Here is a 19372-nt window from a genome sequence, read left to right as displayed (position 1 = left end):
GCATTCGGCGACGCTACAGACGCGCGAATGCTGCCATGTGAAAGGCCTGAACCTCGGCCGGATAGCGATAATCGGTGCCGTAAGGACAGGCGTTGCGATCAAGGCAGCCGCCGGCCCGGCAGGGCGCGCCGTTTTGCCCGCGCACATGGGCCAGACAGGTTTCATGTGCAAAACCATCCGCAGAATAAGCCTCTACCGGACAGGATTTCAGGCAAGGTTTTTCCAGACATGTATCGCAAAGGTGAATCACATCGTGGGGTTCTTGGAGCGCAATCTCATTTTCGAACAGCAGCGCGCCGCGATAGGCATGCCAGAGCCCATATTGCGGATGCATGAGAATGCCGAGCGGCGACGGCTTCAGCCCCTCCGCACGCATCGCCCATTGCTGGAACGGCAGATAAGGCCTGTCGGACGGCGACACCGCGCGTGCCCCGAATCTTTCGGCCACCGCGCCGATCACTTCGCGAGACCATCTGTCGAGCGGATCGTCGATCGGCTGTGACTGTCTCTCCAGCCAGCGCAGGAAGTGCGGCCAAGGTGCGGCGCCCGCCTGCCCCACCAGCAGAACGGATCTGGCGGCAGCGCCGGAGAGACCGGAAGGTGTTTCCTCACCGCCCGCAAAATCGAAGCCGCCGCGAAGCATGAGGCCGGAGGCGGAAAGCGCTGCCGCGATTGTTTCAGTCATGCCGCGCTCGGGATCACCCCTTCTTGTCCGGGTCGGAGAAGGCGCTTCGCCAGACTTCCTTGTGGATGATGTTGGCGACTTTAGCCCCGCCTGATTCGGGCTCCTTTCAGGTGAAGGCGTCGGCCATCGACGCCTTCTTCCTGCCGATGAAGTCCTTCAGCCCGTCGTCGATACCCTGATCGAGATGCGGCGCCTCGTAGCTTTCCAGCCAGCGGCGGGCGAGCTCGTTGGCGCGCTGCGGCGCGGTCTTTTCGCCTTCCGCCAGCCATTGCTCGTAAGAATTGTTATCGGCGATGTTGGAACGGTAGAACGCGGTCTGGAAATTGGCCTGGGTGTGATCGCAGCCGAGATAGTGGCTGCCTGGGCCGACCTGGCGGATGGCATCCATCGCCTGGCCGTTTTCCGACAGGTCGACACCCTCGGAGAACTTCTGCGTCATGCCGAGCTGGTCGATGTCCATCATGAACTTTTCGTAGCAGGAGGCGAGACCGCCCTCGAGCCAGCCGGCCGAATGCAGCACGAAGTTGGTGCCGGCGAGGATCGTCGAGTTCAACGTATTGGCGCTCTCGTAGGCCGCCTGCGCATCGGGGATTTTTGAAGCACAGAGCGAACCGCCGGTGCGAAACGGCAGGCCGAGCCGACGGGCAAGCTGTGCGGCGCCATACGAGACCAGCGACGGCTCCGGCGTGCCGAAGGTCGGCGCGCCCGACTGCATCGAGATCGACGAGGCGAAGGTGCCGAACAGCACCGGCGCACCCGGCCGGATCAGCTGCGTGAACGACGCCCCGGCCAGCACTTCGGCCAAAACCTGCGTCAGCGTACCGGCGACCGTCACCGGGCTCATCGCACCGGCAAGGATGAACGGCGTGACGATGCAGGCCTGGTTGTGGCGCGAATAGACCTTCAGCGCCCCCAGCATGGTCTCGTCGAAGACCATCGGCGAGTTGGCGTTGATCAGGCTGGTCAGCACCGTGTTGTTCTCGACGAAATCGTCACCAAACACGATCTTGGCCATCGCCACCGTATCTTCAGCGCGCTCGGGCGCGGTCACCGAGCCCATGAACGGCTTGTCCGAATATTTGATATGGCTGTAGACCATGTCGAGATGGCGCTTGTTGACCGGCACGTCGACCGGCTCGCAAACCGTGCCGCCCGAATGGTGGATCGACGGCGCCATATAGGCGAGTTTCACGAAATTCCGGAAATCCTCGATCGTCGCGTAGCGCCTGACGCCGTCGAGATCGCGCACGAAGGGCGGTCCATAGACCGGCGCGAACACTGTCGCGTTGCCGCCGATCTGCACCGAGCGCTCGCCGTTGCGGGCGTGCTGGGTATAGACGGACGGAGCGGTCTTCAACAGCGAGCGGCATAGGCCCTTGGGGAAATGCACCCGCTCGCCCTTGACGTCGGCGCCCGCCTCTTTCCAAAGCTGCAGCGCCTCGGCGTCGTCGCGAAAGATGATGCCGATCTCCTCCAGCACCGTGTCGGTGTTCTTTTCGATCAGCGCCAGCCCTTCCTCGTCCAGCACTTCATAGACGTTGATCTTGCGCTTGATATAGGTGAGCTGTGTGCCGGGGCCGCCGCCCGAACGTGCAGCCCGTCGGGCTGCGGCGCCACCGCTGGCAGCGCGCCCGCGCCGTGCGTTTGACGCTTCCTGATCGACCGGCGCGTTCTCACTCATAATCGTTCTTCCCTGGCTTTCGTTCTGGCCTGATTTACTCCGGCCGGGCTCTTGCACCGGCCTGAAATCCGTTTGCGGCCGCATATTGCGGTCTCTGGCCGGATCGTAGCCATGCACCCTATTCGAAACGGCCCGCCAGCGCCAACGCCTGTCGCAAAATCGACAAGAATTCCAAGAGATTTACGGTCGCTTTCGTTTTGCGGGAAGTCGCAAATCAGCTATGGACAACCGGCCCGTGCGGGTTAGGTATTGACGCGATATTTTTAAGCTGCCGCAACAGTTGTAGCCGGCAAGGAGCCTGAGAAAAAATGGCCGACGACGAGATCATCCTTTCGGAACTCTCCGACGACGAGTTGGTGCAGCAGATGCACGACGATCTTTATGACGGGTTGAAGGAAGAAATCGAGGAAGGCACCAATATCCTTCTCGAGCGCGGCTGGGCGCCTTACAAGGTGTTAACCGAGGCTCTGGTCGAGGGCATGCGCATCGTCGGCGAGGACTTCCGCGACGGCATCCTGTTCGTTCCCGAAGTGCTGCTGTCGGCCAACGCGATGAAGGCCGGCATGTTCATCCTGCGTCCGCTGCTTGTCGCCACCGGCGCGCCGAAGCAGGGTAAGATGGTGATCGGCACCGTCAAGGGCGACATCCATGACATCGGCAAGAATCTGGTCGGCATGATGATGGAAGGCGCCGGCTTCGATGTCATTGACCTCGGCATCAACAATGCGGTCGAAAAATATCTCGATGCCATCGAAAAGCACCAGCCCGACATCATCGGCATGTCGGCGCTGCTGACGACGACCATGCCTTACATGAAAGTCGTCATCGATACGATGAAGGAAAAGGGCATTCGCGATGACTATGTCGTGCTGGTCGGCGGCGCACCGCTCAACGAGGAATTCGGCAAAGCCGTCGGCGCCGACGCCTATTGCCGCGACGCCGCGGTGGCGGTCGAGACCGCCAAGGACTTCATGAAGCGCAAGCACAACGTCCGCGCTTCGGCCTGAGCCAATAAGTCCGGCACCGACGAGAAAAGCCGCGCCTTGCAGTGCGGCTTTTTTATTCCCAAATATTTAGAGCCGTGCGGATCAGGGTTTCTTGACGGTATCGTCAACAGCCTTCGCAGTGGATTTGATATCCTTACCGACGCCGCGCACCGTGTTGGCGCAGGCCGAAACAGCCAAGGCGCAGGCGAGAATAGCGATTGGCGCGACGCGGAACAATTTCATGAATGGTGTCTCCCTCAGGATATAAATTCGCTGGACAGCAACGAAGATGGATTAGACTGGTTCCATGACTACCGCGCGAAAACAACAATCCGATCAAGGCGACAGGCTGCTCGTCATCGCCTGCGGGATGATTGCGCGCGAAGTTTTGGCGGTCAAGGAGCAGCTCGGGCTCGACCATCTCGACCTGACCTGCTTGCCGGCGGAGTTCCATTTCTATCCGGACCGCATCGCGCCGGCCATGGACAAGGCTATCGAGAAGGCCAAGACCGACGGCTACAGACACATATTCGTCGGCTATGCCGATTGCGGCACGGGTGGCCTGCTCGACCGGATCTGCGAGAAGCACGGCGTCGAGCGTATGGCCGGGCCGCATTGCTTTGCCTTCTACCAGGGCATGGATGCCTATGCGAAGGTCGCCGATGACGACATGATGTCGTTCTACATGACCGATTTCCTCTGCCGGCAATTCGATGCCTTCTTCATGAAGCCGCTCGGTCTGGACAAGCACCCGGAGCTGATCAAGGACTATTTCGGCAATTACGAGAAGCTGATCTATATCGCCCAGACCGACGACCCGGAACTCGACAAAGTCGCCGAAAAGGCGGCGAAAATGCTCGGCCTCGCTTATGAGCGGCGCTCGACCGGCTATGGTGACCTGACGGGCGAACTTAAGCGGGTGGCCTCACATCCGGAGGACGTCCGTTAGACGCCCCGCTTCGGATTATTTGCTCGCCGGTTGCGGATCCGACACGAAATCGACAACGCGGCCGTTTTCTAACCGGATCGGTCCCCTTGCAGTTGGATCCTTGCGCAACGCCTCTGCAATCAGGGCTTCGACGGTGTCGAGGTTGACTTGCAGAATTGAGGAGTCGCCCAGTTCCCAGTACTCGCCTTCATCAAAGACATCGAGCTTGTCGAAAAGAGGAGCAACTTTGCGGAGCAGCTCGATGATTTCGATATGCGCGTCCGACCCGGCAAACTGGGTCTTACAAAATTGCTGCATGAAGAGGTGCCTGTCGAACTCGAACCGAAGGGGCTCCGACTTGGGATGCGGCAGAAGCTCTATTCCTATAACCGGGCCGAGATAGTCCACGCTGCGTTCATCAACGACCCGATGGAGAACCATTTCGGCTTCGTCTATTTTCCGAAACGGCCAGCCTCGAGTGACAGCAAACGCCTCCACTTCCCGCAATAGCACAGCGTAGTGCTCGTCTTCGCGCAGCTGTCCCTCAAAATGGATCGTCACCCCCAACATGCACCTCCCCGCGCAAACGTTTTGCGATGATAGCCGCGCTTCTATTCGATCGCCAGGGCGGCAAGCACATCGGCAAAGCTCGTCTTGCAGACGAAACCCAGCCGCTTCCTCGCCCGCGACGCATCGTAGACCCGGTCGATCGACGAAAACATCGTCCAGCCTTTCTTCGTGTAGAGTGCCGGATAATCCGGAAAATAGCGCGCGACGACCGACGGCGCGTCGGCGATCAAGGCCGCGCAATCTTCGGGCTGGAAAGGCGTCGGTGCCGAGATGATGAAAGTGTCGAAGCCCAATTGCGGCGCTTTCTCCAGGGCAGCGATGTGGGCGTCGGCTGCGTCCTCCACCGTCAGCCGGCGGAACAACAGCTCATTGGCCTTGGTGTTGGCATCCGACTGTTCGATCACGTGCGCCATGTCGTCCGCCTCGGGAAAAAACCGGGCGGTGCGCAACACGATCACCGGCAGGCCGAACTGCAAATGATAGAGCCGGCAGAGCTGTTCGGCTGAAAGCTTGGTGACGCCATAGATGTTGCGCGGTTCAGGCGACATGTCTTCCGTCAGCCATGCCGCCTTGCGCGCCCCGCCGGTGAAGCCGGTGCGTATGGACTCGGAAATCATCAGCGATGTCGTCGACGTAAACACGAAGCGCTGAACGCCAAAAGCTGCTGCCGCATCGAGCAGGTTGAGCGTGCCGCGCACATTCGTCTCGACGAAATCCTCGTTGCGATGACGTTCGATGTCAGGCTTGTGCAGCGCGCCGCTATGGATGATGGCCTCGATGCGGTTCTCCTCGACCGCCCTCATGACCAGGTCGCGATCGGCGACTGAGCCGACGATTCGCGTTTCCGAGGATGGGACGGGATCGAGGCCGGTGACGTCATGACCAAGAGCCCGCAGGCGCGGCGCCAAGGCGCTGCCCAGCCAACCGGACGATCCCGTCAGCAAGATCCGCATTCTTTTGCACCTCGTTTCTGCTGTCGATGCTCAGGCACGGATGACAGAACGCGGCGAAACATTAAGGTATGCGCCAGACAAGAAAACAGCCTGCTCCAGCCAACAAAAGGGAAACGCCACCGATGATCGCTCGCCTCATGTTTGCCGCAGCAACTGTCCTCTGCTTGACCATGCCCGCGTTGGCCGATGGCGAGGTGCAGAAGCTGATAACGGCTGCCGACAAGGCGCGGCTCAACAAATATGGCGAGACGCGCAAGGCAGCGCTTGACGAGGCGAAGGCCGGCGATCCCGCCGAGGTCAAGCAGCTCGACGCTTTGCTGGCAAAGCCGCTGGTTCCCTTCTCTGACAGGGACCTGACCGGCAAATGGCAATGCCGCACCATCAAGGCCGGCGGATTGAGCCCGCTCGTCATCTATGGCTGGTTCAAATGCAAGGTGAGTGACGACGGCTCCGGCTGGAGACTGGAAAAGATCACCGGCTCGCAGCGCACCAAGGGCCGCTTCTTCGACGATGGCGAGAAACGCGCGATCTATCTCGGTTCCTTCCACGTCAACGACGATCCGGCAAAGCCCTACGGCAGCGGCCCGGAAAGCGATCAGGTCGGCTATGCCTTCCGCAACAGCGCCAGTGAATGGCGCATCGAGTTCCCGGCGCCCTATTACGAATCGAAGCTCGATATCCTCGAATTCAAGCGCTGAGCCCCGATCACCAGGGGTTAACCCGGTCAGCCTAGCATTCGCGCGCAAAGAACAGGTTCTTTGCGGGGGGGTCGCAGAGCATGGCACTGTCGAAAACAAACCAACGGCCGATCGTCGTCGTCACCGAAGGCGGCCCGCATATCTGGGCGATCGTCAACGCCGTCGCCGATCAACTCGGCCCGGTCAGCGTCATCCTCGAAGCTCCTGAATCCAAAAAGCAATTGCTTCTCGCGCGGGCGCGGCGGCAAGGCTGGACCTCGGCCATCGGTCAACTCGGCACGATGGTGCTGACGCGCCTCGGCAAGCGCTTCTTCGCCGGCCACGCAGCACGGCTTGCCGCCGGGCAGAAGCTGCAAACCGAACCGAAGCCTGGGCAAAAGATCATTTATGTCTCGTCGGCCAACGCGCCGGAGTGCCTGCAGGCGATCGCGGAAATCCAGCCGGGTGTGGTGCTGCTCGCCGGCTGCCGCTTGCTGTCGCGGCAGACGCTGGCGAAAATCCCTTGCCCGGTCCTCAACTACCACGCCGGCATCGCCCCGAAATATCGCGGCATGAACGGCGGCTACTGGGCGCTGGCTTCAGGCGATGCGGAGAACTTCGGCACCACCGTACATCTGGTCGACGCCGGCGTCGACACTGGCGGCGTGCTGCGGCAGACGCGTGGCAAACCGCAGCCGGGCGACACAATTTCAAGCTACGCGTTGCGGCAGGCGGCCTTCTCGCGCGACATCTGCGTCGAAGCGGTCAGGGATGCGCTGGCCGGCAAGGTCGGCACGGTGGATCCCGGCCTGCCTTCGAAACAATGGTATCATCCGACGGTATGGTTTTATCTCTGGACGGGGATAAGGAACGGCGTCTGGTGACGCGCCGATTTACCGGACAGCCACCCGCCACTAACATTGCATCATGAGCGACATCGACCACCGCACCATCATTGCCGGCCTTTCGGTCGAGGACCGTCGCGACCTCACCGCCAGGGTTGACCGGCCAGGCATTGTCCGGCTGGCGGTCCATGCCGGGCTGGTTATCCTGCTAGGCGCGCTGATCGCCGCCCGCATCCCGTTCTGGCCGCTGCTCGTCTTGCCGCAGGGAATCCTGATCGTCTTCTTCTTCACGCTGTTGCACGAGACCATCCATGAAACGGCGTTCAGGACGGCGTGGCTCAATCGCGCTGTTGCCGCCGTGGCCGGCTTCCTGATCCTGCTGCCGCCGGAATGGTTCCGCTATTTCCATTTCGCCCATCACCGCCATACGCACGACCCGGACAACGACCCCGAACTGATGGCCCCGAAGCCGGAGACCATCAGCCAATATCTGCGCTATCTGTCAGGCGGCCCCTATTGGATCGCCATGGGCCGTGTGATCGCAACCAATGCGGCGGGCCGCAACCGCGACGGCTTTGTGCCGGAAAAGGGCCGCGGCAAGGTGGTTGCCGAAGCACGGCTGTTCCTGATCGGCCATGCGGCATTGCTGGCCGCATCGCTCGCCGCGCAGTCGGCGCTGCTGTTGTGGGTCTGGATCTTGCCGGTGCTGGTCGGACAGCCGTTTTTGCGTGCCTACCTGCTGGCCGAGCACGCGTTGTGCCCGCATGTCGCCAACATGCTCGAGAACACCCGCACCACCTTCACCACAAGGCTGGTGCGCTTCGTGGCTTGGAACATGCCGTACCATTCCGAGCACCATTCCTATCCGGCCGTTCCCTTCCACCGCCTGCCGCGCTTCCATGACATCGTCGCGGAGCATTTACGCACGACCGAACGAGGTTACGTGCGCTTCCACAGGAAGCTGGTCGGCAGCTACGATGGCCGCGCCGGCTGACCAGTGCTGGAAGAAACTCCGCTTTCAACCGCGGCCGTCGATTGCGTCGCTTTTGAAGGCCCCCGCGTCGTCCCATAACAAGCAGCCCAACAGCGCTTCCGGCAATGCTCGAAACCACTGCATTGGCCAAAAGATCGGACTCGATCTTCGGAGAGCACGATGCAGCGGAGTTAAATGGTAGAGCATCGTTTGTGCGTCCGATTGGACGCACGGCGCTCTGCAGGAGCAGGAAATTATGGCCGATCTGATCGTCGTCTACTGGCGCGACATCCCCGCCCAGGTCATCGTCAAGAAGGGCCGGCAGAACGCCAAGCGCGAACTGCCGCTGCGCTTCACCGAGGCGATCGACATGTGCGCCATGCGCACCGGCGCTGGCGGCACCGACGACTATCTTGCCGAATGGCGCAAGGCAGAACCCCTCCCGGTCAGTGACGATCTTGAAGCCGAGGCCGAGAAGGCTCTTCAGGAACTTGATGCGAAATACGACCGTGAGCGGCTGGTCGCTCTGGTCAAGGCGGGGGGCAAAGAAAATGTCTGATCCCCAATCAATGCCGGCGACGACGGCTCAAGCCGGCGTGACCCAGGCGACCATCGTCAAGAAGGCGGCGCCGAAATCCGACTACAAGCCGGCCGACGTGTCGCCACAGCGGCGTGTGCAGCGCTCTTTCGCGGTGCGCCTTTGGTCTGTGCGGCATTCGCGGCTGCTCGAATGGTTCTATGGCAAATTCGCCGACATGTTCCTGCTCCTCCATCCGCTGTGGAAGGGCATCGGCTACAGCCGTGTCGAAGGGCCTGTGAAATTCGTCGAAAAGCGCGTCAAGGGTTTCATGTTCGACTGCCGCATGTGCGGCCAGTGCATCCTTTCCTCGACCGGCATGTCGTGCCCAATGAACTGCCCCAAGCAATTGCGCAACGGCCCTTGCGGCGGTGTCCGCGCCAACGGCAATTGCGAGGTCGAGCCTGACATGCCTTGCGTCTGGGTCAAAGCCTGGGAAGGTTCGCGGAACATGGTGCATGGCGACAAGATTTTGGAAGTGCAGAAGCCGGTGGATCAGTCCTTGCGCGAAACCTCCGCGTGGCTGCGGGTCACCGCGCAGGCCGCGGCCGCCCGCAATGCGGCCCGGAATACTACGAAGACCGGAGCGTCGGCATGATCGGCCGTCAGCCAGACGAGAATCCGGCCGGCATCCATTTGCCGCTCGATCCCCTGCCCGGCCACACCTCGCGTGGCCGGCTGGAACGCGTCCTCAGGCGCGGCGAGTTCGCAGTGACGACCGAGCTCAATCCGCCTGACAGCGCCGATCCGGAAGACGTCTACAACCGCGCCAGGATTTTCGACGGTTGGGTCGACGCCATCAATGCCGTCGACGCTTCCGGCGCCAACTGCCACATGTCGTCGGTCGGCATCTGCGCGCTGCTGACCCGCATGGGCTATGCCCCGATCATGCAGATCGCCTGCCGCGACCGGAACCGCATCGCCATCCAGGGCGACGTGCTTGGGGGTGCTGCGATGGGCGTCGCCAACATGCTGTGCCTGACCGGCGACGGCGTGCAGGCCGGCGACCAGCCCGGCGCCAAGCCGGTGTTCGATCTCGACTGCATGTCGCTGCTCGAAACCTGCCGCGTTATGCGCGATAACGGCAAATTCCTGTCCGGCCGAAAACTCACGACGCCGCCGCAGCTTTTCCTTGGCGCGGCCATCAACCCGTTCGCGCCGCCGATCGATTTCCGGCCCTATCGGCTGGGCAAGAAGATCGCCGCCGGGGCACAGTTCGTGCAGAGCCAGTACTGCTTCGACGTACCGATGTTCCGCACCTACATGCAGAAGGTCCGCGATCTCGGCTATACCGAGAAATGTTTCATCCTGTGCGGCGTCGGGCCGCTGGCCTCGGCCAAGACGGCCAAATGGATCCGCTCCAACGTACCGGGCATTCACATTCCCGATCAGATCGTCAAGCGCCTGGAAGGCGCCCAGGATCAGAAGAAGGAAGGCAAGCAGCTCTGCATCGACATCATCAATGAGGTGAAGGAAATTCCCGGTGTATCCGGCGTCCATGTGATGGCCTACCGCCAGGAAGAATACGTCGCCGAGATCGTCGACGAATCCGGCGTGCTGAAGGGTCGCCGGCCGTGGAAACGCGAAATCCGCCGCGACGACCAGCTCGTTGCCGACCGGCTCGACCACATACTGCATGACGACCTCACTGAAACCCAGGTCGACATGGTCAAGACCGCGCATTGACAGCGCGAATCGTCAGCATTCGCTTGATCAGAAACAGATAACGATATAAAGAACTCTTTATATCACGATGGAGAGATTTCATGACCCGGACCATCGTCGCCTCGGCGACACGAGAAATCATCATCGGCTTCGATCAGCCCTTCTGCGTGATCGGCGAGCGCATCAACCCGACCGGCCGTAAGAAACTGGCCGCCGAAATGATCGCCGGCAATTTTGAGACCGTCATCAAGGATGCGCTGGAGCAGGCCGCCTGTGGGGCGACCATGCTCGACGTCAATGCCGGCGTCACTGCAGTCGATCCCAACGCCACCGAGCCGGCGCTGCTGGTGCAGACGCTGGAGATCGTGCAAGGCCTGGTCGACCTGCCGTTGTCGATCGACTCCTCCGTGACTGCGGCAATCGAAGCGGCGCTGAAGGTCGCCAAGGGCCGGCCGCTGGTCAATTCCGTCACCGGCGAGGAGGAAAAGCTCGAAGCCATCCTGCCGTTGATCAAGAAATACAACGTTCCCGTCGTCGCCATTTCCAACGACGAGACCGGTATTTCGATGGACCCCGATGTGCGCTTCGCCGTCGCCAAGAAGATCGTTCAGCGCTGTGCCGACTTCGGCATTCCGGCGCATGATGTGGTCGTCGACCCGCTGGTCATGCCGATCGGCGCGCTGGGCGATGCCGGCCGCCAGGTATTTGCCCTGCTACGCCGGCTGCGCGAGGAGCTCAAGGTCAACACCACCTGCGGCCTCTCCAACATCTCGTTCGGCCTGCCGCACCGTCATGGCATCAACGCCGCCTTCATCCCGATGGTGATCGGCGCCGGCATGACCTCGGCGATCATGAACCCGGTGCGGCCGCAGGAAATGGAAGCGGTGCGCGGCGCCAACGTGCTGAACGGCACCGACGAGAACTGCACCAACTGGATCAGGACCTACAAGGACTACAAGCCTGCTGAAGGCGGCCAGGCCGTTGCCGCCCGGACGCAGGTCAACGCGCCGGGCGATGGCAATGGCAATGGCGGACGCAGGCGCGGCGGCCGCGAAGCGCGTATGGCGCGGGGTTGAGCCAGGTCTTGGCCGACACGATATGGGGCCTAGGACTGGGGAGGAACCGAGACACAGCGGCATCGCTGCCGTGGCCAAGACCCGAGCTGCGTAGAAAGTAAAGTCTGGAACGTATGAACTCTCCCGTCAACATCACCGATCCGCTCGTGCTGTTCATGCCGTCGGGCAAGCGCGGGCGGTTTCCGGTCGGCACGCCGGTTCTGGATGCCGCGCGCCAGCTCGGTGTCTATGTCGAGAGCGTGTGCGGCGGGCGTGCCACTTGCGGGCGTTGCCAGATCGAGGTGCAGGAAGGCAATTTCGCCAAGCACAAGATCGTTTCCTCCAACGATCACCTCTCGCCCAAGGGCGCCAAGGAAGAGCGCTACGAGCGCGTACGCGGCCTGCCCGAGCGCCGCCGGCTGTCCTGCTCGGCGCAGATTCTCGGCGATCTCGTCGTCGACGTGCCGCAGGACACCGTCATCAACGCGCAGACCATCCGCAAGGACGCCGACACCAGGGTCATCGCCCGCGATGCGGCAATCCGCATGTGCTATGTCGAGATCGAAGAACCCGACATGCACAAGCCGCTCGGCGACCTCGACCGTCTGAAGATCGCGCTGATGAAGGACTGGGGCCTCAAGAGCCTCGATTTCGACTTCCATCTGTTGCCGCAGGTGCAAGGTATTTTGCGCAAAGGCAACTGGACCGCGACCGCCGCCATCCACAAGGACACCGACAGCGAGACCGCACGGGTCATCGCTTTGTGGCCCGGCCTCAAGAACGAGGCGTACGGACTTGCCTGCGATATCGGCTCGACCACGATCGCCATGCATCTGGTGTCGTTGCTGTCGGGCCGCGTCGCCGCCTCGTCGGGCACATCCAATCCGCAGATCCGCTTCGGCGAGGATCTGATGAGCCGTGTCTCGTACGTGATGATGAACCCGGACGGCCGTGAAGGTATGACGGTCGCCGTGCGCGAGGCCATTTCGGGGCTTGTGGACAAAGTCTGCACCGAAGGCAACGTCCAACGCAACGACATCCTGGATTCCGTGTTCGTCGGCAATCCGATCATGCACCATCTGTTCCTCGGCATCGATCCGACCGAGCTCGGCGGCGCCCCCTTCGCGCTAGCCGTCTCCGGCGCCGTGCACATCAAGGCATCGGATATCGGTTTGAAGCTCAACCAGGGCGCCAGGCTCTATATGCTTCCTTGCATTGCCGGCCATGTCGGCGCGGACGCTGCCGCAGTGACGCTGTCGGAAGGGCCGCACCGCCAGGACGAGATGATGCTGATCGTCGATGTCGGCACCAATGCCGAGATCGTGCTCGGCAATCGCCACCGGGTCGTGGCGGCCTCATCGCCAACTGGCCCGGCCTTCGAAGGTGCGGAAATCTCCGGTGGCCAGCGCGCCGCACCGGGTGCCATCGAGCGCGTCCGCATCGATCCTGAAACGCTGGAACCGAAATACCGCGTCATCGGCTCGGAACTCTGGTCCGACGAGCCGGGCTTCCTCGACAGCGTGCAGGCGACCGGCGTCACCGGTATTTGCGGCTCCGGCATCATCGAGGTGGTCGCCGAGATGTATCTCGCCGGCATCATCTCCGAGGACGGCGTCGTCGATGGATCGCTGAGCGGCCACTCGCCTCGCGTCGTCGCCAATGGCCGCACCTTCTCGTATGTGCTGAAGGAAGGCGAGCCCAAGATCACCATCACCCAGACTGATGTGCGCGCTATCCAGCTTGCCAAGGCCGCCCTTTATGCCGGCACCAAGCTTTTGATGGAAAAGCAGCACACCGATCATGTCGACCGCATCCACTTCGCCGGCGCATTCGGCTCGTTCATCGACCCGAAATACGCAATGGTGCTGGGCCTGATTCCGGATTGCGACCTCGACAAGGTCTCAGCCGTTGGCAATGCGGCCGGCGCCGGCGCCCGCATGGCGCTGTTGAACCGTGGCTATCGCCGCGAGATCGAGGAAACCGTCAGCAAGATCGAGAAGATCGAGACGGCGCTGGAGCCGAAATTCCAGGAGCACTTCGTCTATGCCATGGCGCTGCCGAATAAGATCGACCCGTTCCCCAAGCTCTCGGCGGCGGTGAAACTGCCGCCGCGCAAGACGGTGAGCGAAGACGGCATTGCCGGCGACGCCGCTCCGCGGCGGCGTTCGCGCGAAGGCCACGCCGCGCGGCGCGGGCGGGGATGACTCGCCTCCGATAGGCCGTCAGACCTTCCATTTTTCATTTGTATGCAAATGTTTCCAGATCGCGCCGATCTGGAAACGAAATCGCGTTTTCGTGAAATCCGCCAGATACATAGGCGGAGCATTTAACCGGCATCGAACGGCAGGCGGAAACAGTTTTCGGCCACCGCAACGCTCCAAGGAGATCAAGATGTCGATGTTCGAAAGCTTCGGCCGCTATGGTGCGGCCTTCAAGAAAACACGCGAAGCGCGCAAGTCGCTGCGCATCCTCAACAGCTTGCCGCCTGAGATCCAAAAGGACATTGGCTGGCCGGTGTCGCCGCGTTCGAGCGAAAGGCAGCTTTCGGTCGGATGGGGCATGCAGCGCGGATGAAATTCATCGACAATGCAAGCTGCTCGGTATTCGCCGGAGCCGCAATGCGGCTCCGGCTGCACCCAGCAATTGGCTGCGCGCCGCGTTGCTGCCGCGGCGTTGAGCTGCGCCGGTAGGCCAGAGACTTCATGGCCGGACGCTTTGTCGACAGCTGGGATCAAACGACCGTGTTGAGATTGCATCAATCTTGACTTTTTTGGTGGCGACACAATCTTCGAAATAGTCGGGGGGTTCTCTTAGTCGGCTCAGCCGAAGTCCGTGTATCTGCATGCCCAGTCTCAAAAGCCATGTCGTGTCGTTCGTCCTCAGGTACAGCCGCAAGAAGGCGTTTTCCAGCCCCGAGAACCTGCAGCGCTGGATCGCCTATGCGCGCAAGACGGAAAACCATCAGCCGCCTGCGTCGCTGCGGTCACGCCTGGAGATCACAACCCGCACGATCAACGGCTTTCCCGTCTACGAGATCGCGCCCAAGGCTGGCGAGCGGAAGCGGATTCTCTACCTGCACGGCGGCGCTTACGTCTTCGAAATCACCCCCTATCATTGGCGGCTGATCGCCGACATGGCCGACCGTCTCGGGTTCGGTATCACTGTGCCGATCTATCCCATTGCTCCCGAACACGATTTCCACGCCATGTTTGGTATGGTCGGCGCTGTCTACCGCCTGATGTTCGGCGAAACCAGCGCGAATGACATCATCTTCATGGGCGATTCCGCCGGCGGAAACATGGCCGTCGTGCTGACGATGATGGCTGCGCAAAATGGCCTGCCCTTGCCATCACGCCACGTGCTGATTTCGCCCGGTCTCGACGTGTCGCTCGCCAACCCAGAAATGTATGAGGCCGAACGCAACGATCCGTGGCTGGGCATTGCCGGCGGCCGCGAGGCGATCCGACTTTACAGCGCCGGCATAGATCCCACCGACTGGCGGATCAGCCCGGTTTACGGCGACCTGTCGGTGCTGCCCAAAACGCTGCTGCTGACCGGTTCACGCGATCTGCTCACCCCCGACAATCTGATCTTCGCGGAAAAGGCGCGCGCGGCCGGCGTCGAAATTGAGATCGTCCACGAGCAAGGCATGTTCCATGTCTGGCCGTTGATCGACATGCCGGAGGCGCGACGCGCGCGGGACAGTATAGTGGCCTTCTTGACCAACGAAACTGACAGTTACCATGCCAAGGCAGGAGAGTTGTCGCTGCAGAGGACAGGCCGCGACGGAACCCCTCGCGATCTGGTTGCGCCGCTCAGGTCGTAGTTTGGGTCAGAACTTCCCAGTTTCCCTGAACATCTCAAACGTCGCGCGGATATGGTCGGCGACTGCCTTCACCGGCGCGCTGGCGTCCGGCGTCACCACCATGGCGAGGTTGTAGGTGCCGATGTCAGGCATGCCGTCCTTCGGGCACAGCTCGACCATGTCGCTGCCGAGGAAGGATTTCGGCAGCGGCGCCACCGCAAGATCCGCCATGATCGCGGCGCGCTGGCCGGCCGTGTGCGCGCTCATATAGGCGATACGGTAATTGCGGCCCTCGCGGCCAAGCGCCTCCAATGCCCCTGCCCGCCAGGCACAGCCCTCTTCCCACAATGAGACCGGCAGCGGCTCGCGCAGATGCGCGCAACCGCCCTTGGCACCGGCCCAGACGATCGGCTCTGTGAGCAGCACTTCGGCGCCGATCGCGCTGGTCTTGTAGGAGTTGGTGAGCAGCGTGATGTCGAGCGCCCGGTCGTCCATGCGCCGGCGCAGATTGACGCTCTGGTCGATGGTGACGTCGACCGCGATCGATGGATGCGACTGTGCGAACCGCTTCAGCACATGCGGCAGCACACGTTCGCCGTAATCGTCCGGCGAGCCGAGCCGCACCACCCCGACAATGTCTGGAATGATGAACTTCGACACCACCTCGCGATTGATCGACAGCAGCCGGCGCGCATAGCCGAGCAGCATCTCGCCATCGGTGGTCAGCGTCACCGAACGGGCGTCGCGCGCGAACACCGAGCGGCCGAGAATGTCCTCCAGCTTCTTGATCTGCATGGAGACGGCCGACGGCGTGCGGAAGACCGCATTGGCCGCAGTGGTGAAGCTGCCGGTCTCGGCGATCGCGACGAAAGTGCGCAGAACATCCAGATCGAGCAGCGGCAGCGGATGATTGAGTGGGGCGTTCATGGCAAGCGACCTTCAATTTTTCTGATGCAAACCATCATTCCATTTCGTTTGATTGAACATCAGTTTGGGAGGATAGTCAACTCCATCGAAGGCAGGACGCATCGAAGTGGTCCCGAAACAACCATGACACGGACCTGCAATCGACACGAAATGAAGCTGAAACAAACCCGGTGTACCGCCTGACGCTGCAAGCGCCGGGACAACCCGGCCCAACGCGAAGGAGAATGAGATGTCTATCCTGTTATCCATCGGTCGGATCGCGACCGAGTTCAGCGAGGCCCGTGCCCGCTACCAGACGGAACGCGCCATCCGCGCGCTGCCGATTGAACTGCAGAAGGATATCGGCTGGCCTGAAGCTGCCGATGCCAAGGCCGGCACTCGCCATGGTGTGGGATCCTGGGCTGGAGCAAAGTAAACCGTGTGTATCAACAGCTGAAGGCCTGCCGCGCAGATCAGCCCGGCAGGCCTTTTTGTTTGTACTCCAATGATTTTCCCGAGCCATGTCGCCGTCGCATGCCGCATATGAGCAAGTCGCATAGCAGCCCGCACTGGCAATCAACACATTGTAAATAATCGAAAATCCGGGGCAGAATGCCCAAATTTGTCGCATTCCGTGTCGCTTTTCATATCAAGTGCTTCGCTTTTGCGATTTAGTTTCCCCTCACGTAAGCCTATATCATCATCAACAAACGAGCTGCCCCACTCCATCAAGCGAAGGCGACCCGTCTGAGCAACCGAATGGAGATGATCATGAAGCTTTTTGCCCGCCTCTTTGCCCGTCGCGAAATGAACCTGACGACCGCGCTCGAGCGCCAGCGCCTGGCCAACACCATGCCTGGCCAGACCGGTGCCATGGCTGCCGCGCGCCTCGGCTTCGTCGCCTGAGACGCGGCAATCCCGGCGGAAGCAGCCTAGCGCTGCTTCGAAGTCGATCCAGCGCCGCTTCGGTTTTGCCGAGGCGGCGTTTTCGTGTGCGCAGACTGCGTAGGCTCGTTTGGTCGATCCGGCGGCATGTCGCGTCCTTCGCCGCATAGCGATTGCCCATTTGCGACCCGTGTCGCAAATAAAGTCGCTCCGTTGCCATCTAGCCAATTGACAGGAAACGTCTTTCCTGATGTCGCTATGCTAATCGCGACATCCTGTTCGCGCCATTGCAGCGTGAGGATCTACCCGTGAACGTCGTAAAGCACCCGATCCGGCGATCGTTCGTATTCTTCCTGGTCCCCGATTTCACCATGATCGCCTTCGCGACGGCGCTCGATCCATTGCGTTCGGCCAACCGCATGCTCGGCTATGAAGCCTATCGCTGGCGGCTCGCCAGCATCGACGGCAAGCCGGTGCGCGCCTCGAACGGCGTCGAATGCGCCGTCAACACCTCGCTGGAGGAAGAGCGCAAGAAAATGTCCGGACCGGACCGGCCGAACATGGCCATCGTCTGCAGCGGCATCAATGTCGAGCGCTACCAGAACAAATCGGCCTTTGCCTGGTTGCGCGAGGAGTACAATCGCGGCGTTGCCGTCGGCGGCCTGTGCACCGGCGCGCATATCCTGGCCGCCGCAGGCCTGCTGTCCAACAAGCGCTGCGCCATCCATTGGGAGAACCTGCCAGGCTTTTCCGAGGCGTTCCCCAAGGCCAATGTCTTCGCCGACCTCTTCGAGATCGACCAGAACATCTACACCTGCGCCGGCGGCACCGCCGCGCTCGACATGATGCTGAAGCTGATCGGCGACGATTTCGACGAAAGCCTCGTCAACCGCGTCTGCGAGCAGGTGCTGACCGATCGCGTGCGCAGCCCGACCGACCGCCAGCGCCTGCCGCTGCGCGCCCGCCTTGGCGTGCAGAATTCCAAGGTTCTGACCATTATCGAGCTGATGGAAGCCAATCTCTCCGAGCCGCTCTCGCTGATCGAGGTCGCCGACCATGTCGACCTGTCGCGCCGGCAGATTGAGCGCCTGTTCCGCACCGAGATGGGGCGCTCCCCTGCCCGTTACTATCTGGAGATCCGCCTCGACCGCGCCCGGCACCTGCTGATCCAGTCGTCGTTGCCGGTGGTCGAAGTGGCGGTCGCCTGCGGCTTTGTTTCCGCCTCGCATTTCTCCAAATGCTATCGCGAGTTGTACGCCCGCTCGCCGCAACAGGAACGCGTCGACCGCAAGCAGCTTCTGGCGGCTTGATCCAGCACGTTTCGCGGGCGCGGCCGAAATTGTCATGACATTGTCTGGCGAAATGTGGTATCCCTCAATCGAGAGGTACCAATGACGACCAGAACCACCAGATCGGAAAAACTGGACTTGCGCCTTACCCCCCAGGCAAAGCGTACACTCGCAACCGCCGCCGCGACTGAACGCCGTTCGCTCAGCGATTTCGTGCTTGAAAGCGCGCTTGCACGAGCCGAAGAAACATTAGCCGACCGGCGCAGCTTCCATCTCGACGCCGAAAAATGGGTCGCGTTCATGGCAGCGCTCGACGCGCCAACGCGTGATCTCCCCCGCCTCAAGCGCCTATTGAACGAACCAAGCATCTTTTCCGGTCGCGATCCAGCGTGAGCGAATTCCAGATCGAGAAACTGGCCCGCAAGCATTTGGTGGACATGTTCGACTGCGGTGAAGAACCGCTCAATCGCTTTCTCGTACGCTATGCATTCCAAAACCAGCAAGCCAATGCTTCGCAGACCTACATTGGTCTCTCTGGCGAAGATGTGATCGGCTTTTATACCCTAGTCGTTGGTGAAGTTAAATATGAGGGTGCGCCCGAGCGATTGACGAAAGGTCTCGCACGCCATCCGGTGCCTGTAATGCTGCTGGCGCGTCTTGCGGTCAGTCTGGACTGGCAAGGCAAAGGCGTCGGCGGCGGACTGTTGCGCGATGCCGTCCTGCGCAGTTTGCAGGCGGCCGATATTGCAGGTATCCGCGCGGTCGTCGTCCACGCCAAGAACGACGGCGCCCGCACGTTTTACGAGCGCTACGGATTCGCGCAATCGCCGACGGACCCGCTGCATCTTTACGTGCTTATCAAGGACTTACGAAGTCTCTGAGCCGTTCAGGC

23 protein-coding genes are annotated in these 19372 nt (G+C 61.4%); 17 read left to right on the top strand and 6 right to left on the bottom strand.

The genetic code is table 11. The features are described from left to right. Positions 1 to 13: 13 nt before the first annotated feature. Both NKI25_RS20740 and NKI25_RS20735 read right to left on the bottom strand, forming a co-directional pair. Positions 14 to 643, bottom strand: a complete 630-nt coding sequence (locus NKI25_RS20740; RefSeq protein WP_352999224.1) for a hypothetical protein — start codon at positions 641 to 643, stop codon at positions 14 to 16. 148 nt (positions 644 to 791) lie between these two features. Beyond that, the gene (locus NKI25_RS20735; RefSeq protein ID WP_352999223.1) at positions 792 to 2366 is read right to left on the bottom strand and encodes a trimethylamine methyltransferase family protein; all 1575 of its coding nucleotides are present in this window, start codon (positions 2364 to 2366) and stop codon (positions 792 to 794) included. A gap of 308 nt (positions 2367 to 2674) precedes the next feature. Here NKI25_RS20735 and NKI25_RS20730 point away from each other — a divergent pair, with 308 nt between their 5' ends. Beyond that, positions 2675 to 3373, top strand: coding sequence for a cobalamin B12-binding domain-containing protein (locus NKI25_RS20730; RefSeq protein ID WP_023676506.1), 699 nt, complete (start codon positions 2675 to 2677; stop codon positions 3371 to 3373). Positions 3374 to 3454: 81 nt separating this feature from the next. On the opposite strand, the gene NKI25_RS20725 is transcribed toward NKI25_RS20730, so the two are convergent. Then, on the bottom strand, positions 3455 to 3595 hold the full coding sequence (locus NKI25_RS20725; RefSeq protein ID WP_023676507.1) for an entericidin A/B family lipoprotein: 141 nt from the start codon (positions 3593 to 3595) through the stop codon (positions 3455 to 3457). Positions 3596 to 3659: 64 nt separating this feature from the next. On the opposite strand from NKI25_RS20725, the gene NKI25_RS20720 reads away from it, so the two are divergent. Next, entirely contained in the window at positions 3660 to 4301 is a 642-nt protein-coding gene (locus tag NKI25_RS20720; RefSeq protein ID WP_023676508.1) for a DUF1638 domain-containing protein, read from the top strand. Positions 4302 to 4316: 15 nt separating this feature from the next. Here NKI25_RS20720 and NKI25_RS20715 read toward each other — a convergent pair whose 3' ends face one another. Together NKI25_RS20715 and NKI25_RS20710 are read right to left on the bottom strand one after the other, a co-directional pair. Beyond that, positions 4317 to 4850: a hypothetical protein gene (locus tag NKI25_RS20715; protein ID WP_023676509.1), complete on the bottom strand. Its 534-nt coding sequence runs from the start codon at positions 4848 to 4850 to the stop codon at positions 4317 to 4319. Positions 4851 to 4891: 41 nt separating this feature from the next. Continuing rightward, the gene (locus NKI25_RS20710) at positions 4892 to 5803 is read right to left on the bottom strand and encodes an NAD-dependent epimerase/dehydratase family protein (RefSeq protein ID WP_031211725.1); all 912 of its coding nucleotides are present in this window, start codon (positions 5801 to 5803) and stop codon (positions 4892 to 4894) included. A 122-nt stretch (positions 5804 to 5925) separates the two neighbouring features. Between NKI25_RS20710 and NKI25_RS20705 the strand changes: the two genes are divergently transcribed. The 10 genes from NKI25_RS20705 (at position 5926) to NKI25_RS20660 (ending at position 15421) form a co-directional block, all read left to right on the top strand. Continuing rightward, positions 5926 to 6501 (top strand): DUF4893 domain-containing protein, encoded by a 576-nt coding sequence (locus NKI25_RS20705; RefSeq protein ID WP_023676510.1) that lies wholly within the window; start codon positions 5926 to 5928, stop codon positions 6499 to 6501. An 80-nt stretch (positions 6502 to 6581) separates the two neighbouring features. Beyond that, positions 6582 to 7364: a formyl transferase gene (locus tag NKI25_RS20700; protein ID WP_352587656.1), complete on the top strand. Its 783-nt coding sequence runs from the start codon at positions 6582 to 6584 to the stop codon at positions 7362 to 7364. Positions 7365 to 7407: 43 nt separating this feature from the next. Then, complete coding sequence (locus NKI25_RS20695; protein ID WP_352587653.1) at positions 7408 to 8319, top strand: fatty acid desaturase; 912 nt, start codon at positions 7408 to 7410, stop codon at positions 8317 to 8319. 235 nt (positions 8320 to 8554) lie between these two features. After that, positions 8555 to 8857, top strand: coding sequence for a virulence factor (locus NKI25_RS20690; protein WP_352452105.1), 303 nt, complete (start codon positions 8555 to 8557; stop codon positions 8855 to 8857). After that, the gene (locus tag NKI25_RS20685; protein WP_352454616.1) at positions 8850 to 9473 is read left to right on the top strand and encodes a methylenetetrahydrofolate reductase C-terminal domain-containing protein; all 624 of its coding nucleotides are present in this window, start codon (positions 8850 to 8852) and stop codon (positions 9471 to 9473) included. The genes NKI25_RS20690 and NKI25_RS20685 overlap by 8 nt, the downstream gene beginning before the upstream one ends. Then, on the top strand, positions 9470 to 10561 hold the full coding sequence (locus NKI25_RS20680) for a methylenetetrahydrofolate reductase (protein WP_023676515.1): 1092 nt from the start codon (positions 9470 to 9472) through the stop codon (positions 10559 to 10561). The genes NKI25_RS20685 and NKI25_RS20680 overlap by 4 nt, the downstream gene beginning before the upstream one ends. 80 nt (positions 10562 to 10641) lie before the next feature. Beyond that, positions 10642 to 11616, top strand: coding sequence for a methyltetrahydrofolate cobalamin methyltransferase (locus NKI25_RS20675; protein WP_023676516.1), 975 nt, complete (start codon positions 10642 to 10644; stop codon positions 11614 to 11616). A gap of 113 nt (positions 11617 to 11729) precedes the next feature. After that, the gene (locus tag NKI25_RS20670) at positions 11730 to 13799 is read left to right on the top strand and encodes an ASKHA domain-containing protein (RefSeq protein WP_352452107.1); all 2070 of its coding nucleotides are present in this window, start codon (positions 11730 to 11732) and stop codon (positions 13797 to 13799) included. A gap of 187 nt (positions 13800 to 13986) precedes the next feature. After that, positions 13987 to 14169 (top strand): hypothetical protein, encoded by a 183-nt coding sequence (locus NKI25_RS20665; protein WP_352587649.1) that lies wholly within the window; start codon positions 13987 to 13989, stop codon positions 14167 to 14169. Positions 14170 to 14437: 268 nt separating this feature from the next. Beyond that, entirely contained in the window at positions 14438 to 15421 is a 984-nt protein-coding gene (locus NKI25_RS20660) for an alpha/beta hydrolase (RefSeq protein WP_352587646.1), read from the top strand. Between the two features lie 6 nt (positions 15422 to 15427). On the opposite strand, the gene NKI25_RS20655 is transcribed toward NKI25_RS20660, so the two are convergent. Next, a complete protein-coding gene (locus NKI25_RS20655; protein WP_023676521.1) occupies positions 15428 to 16327 on the bottom strand; it encodes a LysR substrate-binding domain-containing protein in 900 nt (299 codons plus the stop codon). A gap of 229 nt (positions 16328 to 16556) precedes the next feature. Here NKI25_RS20655 and NKI25_RS20650 point away from each other — a divergent pair, with 229 nt between their 5' ends. From NKI25_RS20650 to NKI25_RS20630, 5 genes are all read left to right on the top strand, one after another. Further along, a complete protein-coding gene (locus NKI25_RS20650; protein WP_023676522.1) occupies positions 16557 to 16742 on the top strand; it encodes a hypothetical protein in 186 nt (61 codons plus the stop codon). A 335-nt stretch (positions 16743 to 17077) separates the two neighbouring features. After that, complete coding sequence (locus NKI25_RS20645) at positions 17078 to 17212, top strand: hypothetical protein (RefSeq protein ID WP_013894968.1); 135 nt, start codon at positions 17078 to 17080, stop codon at positions 17210 to 17212. A gap of 350 nt (positions 17213 to 17562) precedes the next feature. Beyond that, positions 17563 to 18501 (top strand): GlxA family transcriptional regulator, encoded by a 939-nt coding sequence (locus tag NKI25_RS20640; protein ID WP_348625928.1) that lies wholly within the window; start codon positions 17563 to 17565, stop codon positions 18499 to 18501. Positions 18502 to 18582: 81 nt separating this feature from the next. Then, complete coding sequence (locus NKI25_RS20635; RefSeq protein ID WP_352477597.1) at positions 18583 to 18873, top strand: type II toxin-antitoxin system TacA family antitoxin; 291 nt, start codon at positions 18583 to 18585, stop codon at positions 18871 to 18873. Continuing rightward, entirely contained in the window at positions 18870 to 19361 is a 492-nt protein-coding gene (locus tag NKI25_RS20630) for a GNAT family N-acetyltransferase (protein ID WP_352568952.1), read from the top strand. The genes NKI25_RS20635 and NKI25_RS20630 overlap by 4 nt, the downstream gene beginning before the upstream one ends. Positions 19362 to 19372 lie beyond the last annotated feature (11 nt).

The organism is Mesorhizobium sp. M0808, assembly GCF_040320025.1.
Taxonomy (GTDB): Bacteria; Pseudomonadota; Alphaproteobacteria; order Rhizobiales; family Rhizobiaceae; genus Mesorhizobium.
The sequence above is the reverse complement of the archived record's forward strand: the minus strand, read 5'-3'. Positions and strand labels throughout refer to the sequence as shown.

Coding starts and splice junctions, on each gene's coding strand:
- NKI25_RS20725 (WP_023676507.1), bottom strand. CDS start 3,595: ATGAAATTGTTCCGCGTCGCGCCAATCGCTATTCTCGCCTGCGCCTTG.
- NKI25_RS20675 (WP_023676516.1), top strand. CDS start 10,642: ATGACCCGGACCATCGTCGCCTCGGCGACACGAGAAATCATCATCGGC.
- NKI25_RS20660 (WP_352587646.1), top strand. CDS start 14,438: ATGCCCAGTCTCAAAAGCCATGTCGTGTCGTTCGTCCTCAGGTACAGC.
- NKI25_RS20650 (WP_023676522.1), top strand. CDS start 16,557: ATGTCTATCCTGTTATCCATCGGTCGGATCGCGACCGAGTTCAGCGAG.
- NKI25_RS20635 (WP_352477597.1), top strand. CDS start 18,583: ATGACGACCAGAACCACCAGATCGGAAAAACTGGACTTGCGCCTTACC.
- NKI25_RS20700 (WP_352587656.1), top strand. CDS start 6,582: ATGGCACTGTCGAAAACAAACCAACGGCCGATCGTCGTCGTCACCGAA.
- NKI25_RS20705 (WP_023676510.1), top strand. CDS start 5,926: ATGATCGCTCGCCTCATGTTTGCCGCAGCAACTGTCCTCTGCTTGACC.
- NKI25_RS20655 (WP_023676521.1), bottom strand. CDS start 16,327: ATGAACGCCCCACTCAATCATCCGCTGCCGCTGCTCGATCTGGATGTT.
- NKI25_RS20690 (WP_352452105.1), top strand. CDS start 8,555: ATGGCCGATCTGATCGTCGTCTACTGGCGCGACATCCCCGCCCAGGTC.
- NKI25_RS20640 (WP_348625928.1), top strand. CDS start 17,563: ATGATCGCCTTCGCGACGGCGCTCGATCCATTGCGTTCGGCCAACCGC.
- NKI25_RS20740 (WP_352999224.1), bottom strand. CDS start 643: ATGCTTCGCGGCGGCTTCGATTTTGCGGGCGGTGAGGAAACACCTTCC.
- NKI25_RS20665 (WP_352587649.1), top strand. CDS start 13,987: ATGTCGATGTTCGAAAGCTTCGGCCGCTATGGTGCGGCCTTCAAGAAA.
- NKI25_RS20685 (WP_352454616.1), top strand. CDS start 8,850: ATGTCTGATCCCCAATCAATGCCGGCGACGACGGCTCAAGCCGGCGTG.
- NKI25_RS20715 (WP_023676509.1), bottom strand. CDS start 4,850: ATGTTGGGGGTGACGATCCATTTTGAGGGACAGCTGCGCGAAGACGAG.
- NKI25_RS20680 (WP_023676515.1), top strand. CDS start 9,470: ATGATCGGCCGTCAGCCAGACGAGAATCCGGCCGGCATCCATTTGCCG.
- NKI25_RS20670 (WP_352452107.1), top strand. CDS start 11,730: ATGAACTCTCCCGTCAACATCACCGATCCGCTCGTGCTGTTCATGCCG.
- NKI25_RS20695 (WP_352587653.1), top strand. CDS start 7,408: ATGAGCGACATCGACCACCGCACCATCATTGCCGGCCTTTCGGTCGAG.
- NKI25_RS20645 (WP_013894968.1), top strand. CDS start 17,078: ATGAAGCTTTTTGCCCGCCTCTTTGCCCGTCGCGAAATGAACCTGACG.
- NKI25_RS20710 (WP_031211725.1), bottom strand. CDS start 5,803: ATGCGGATCTTGCTGACGGGATCGTCCGGTTGGCTGGGCAGCGCCTTG.
- NKI25_RS20720 (WP_023676508.1), top strand. CDS start 3,660: ATGACTACCGCGCGAAAACAACAATCCGATCAAGGCGACAGGCTGCTC.
- NKI25_RS20735 (WP_352999223.1), bottom strand. CDS start 2,366: ATGAGTGAGAACGCGCCGGTCGATCAGGAAGCGTCAAACGCACGGCGC.
- NKI25_RS20730 (WP_023676506.1), top strand. CDS start 2,675: ATGGCCGACGACGAGATCATCCTTTCGGAACTCTCCGACGACGAGTTG.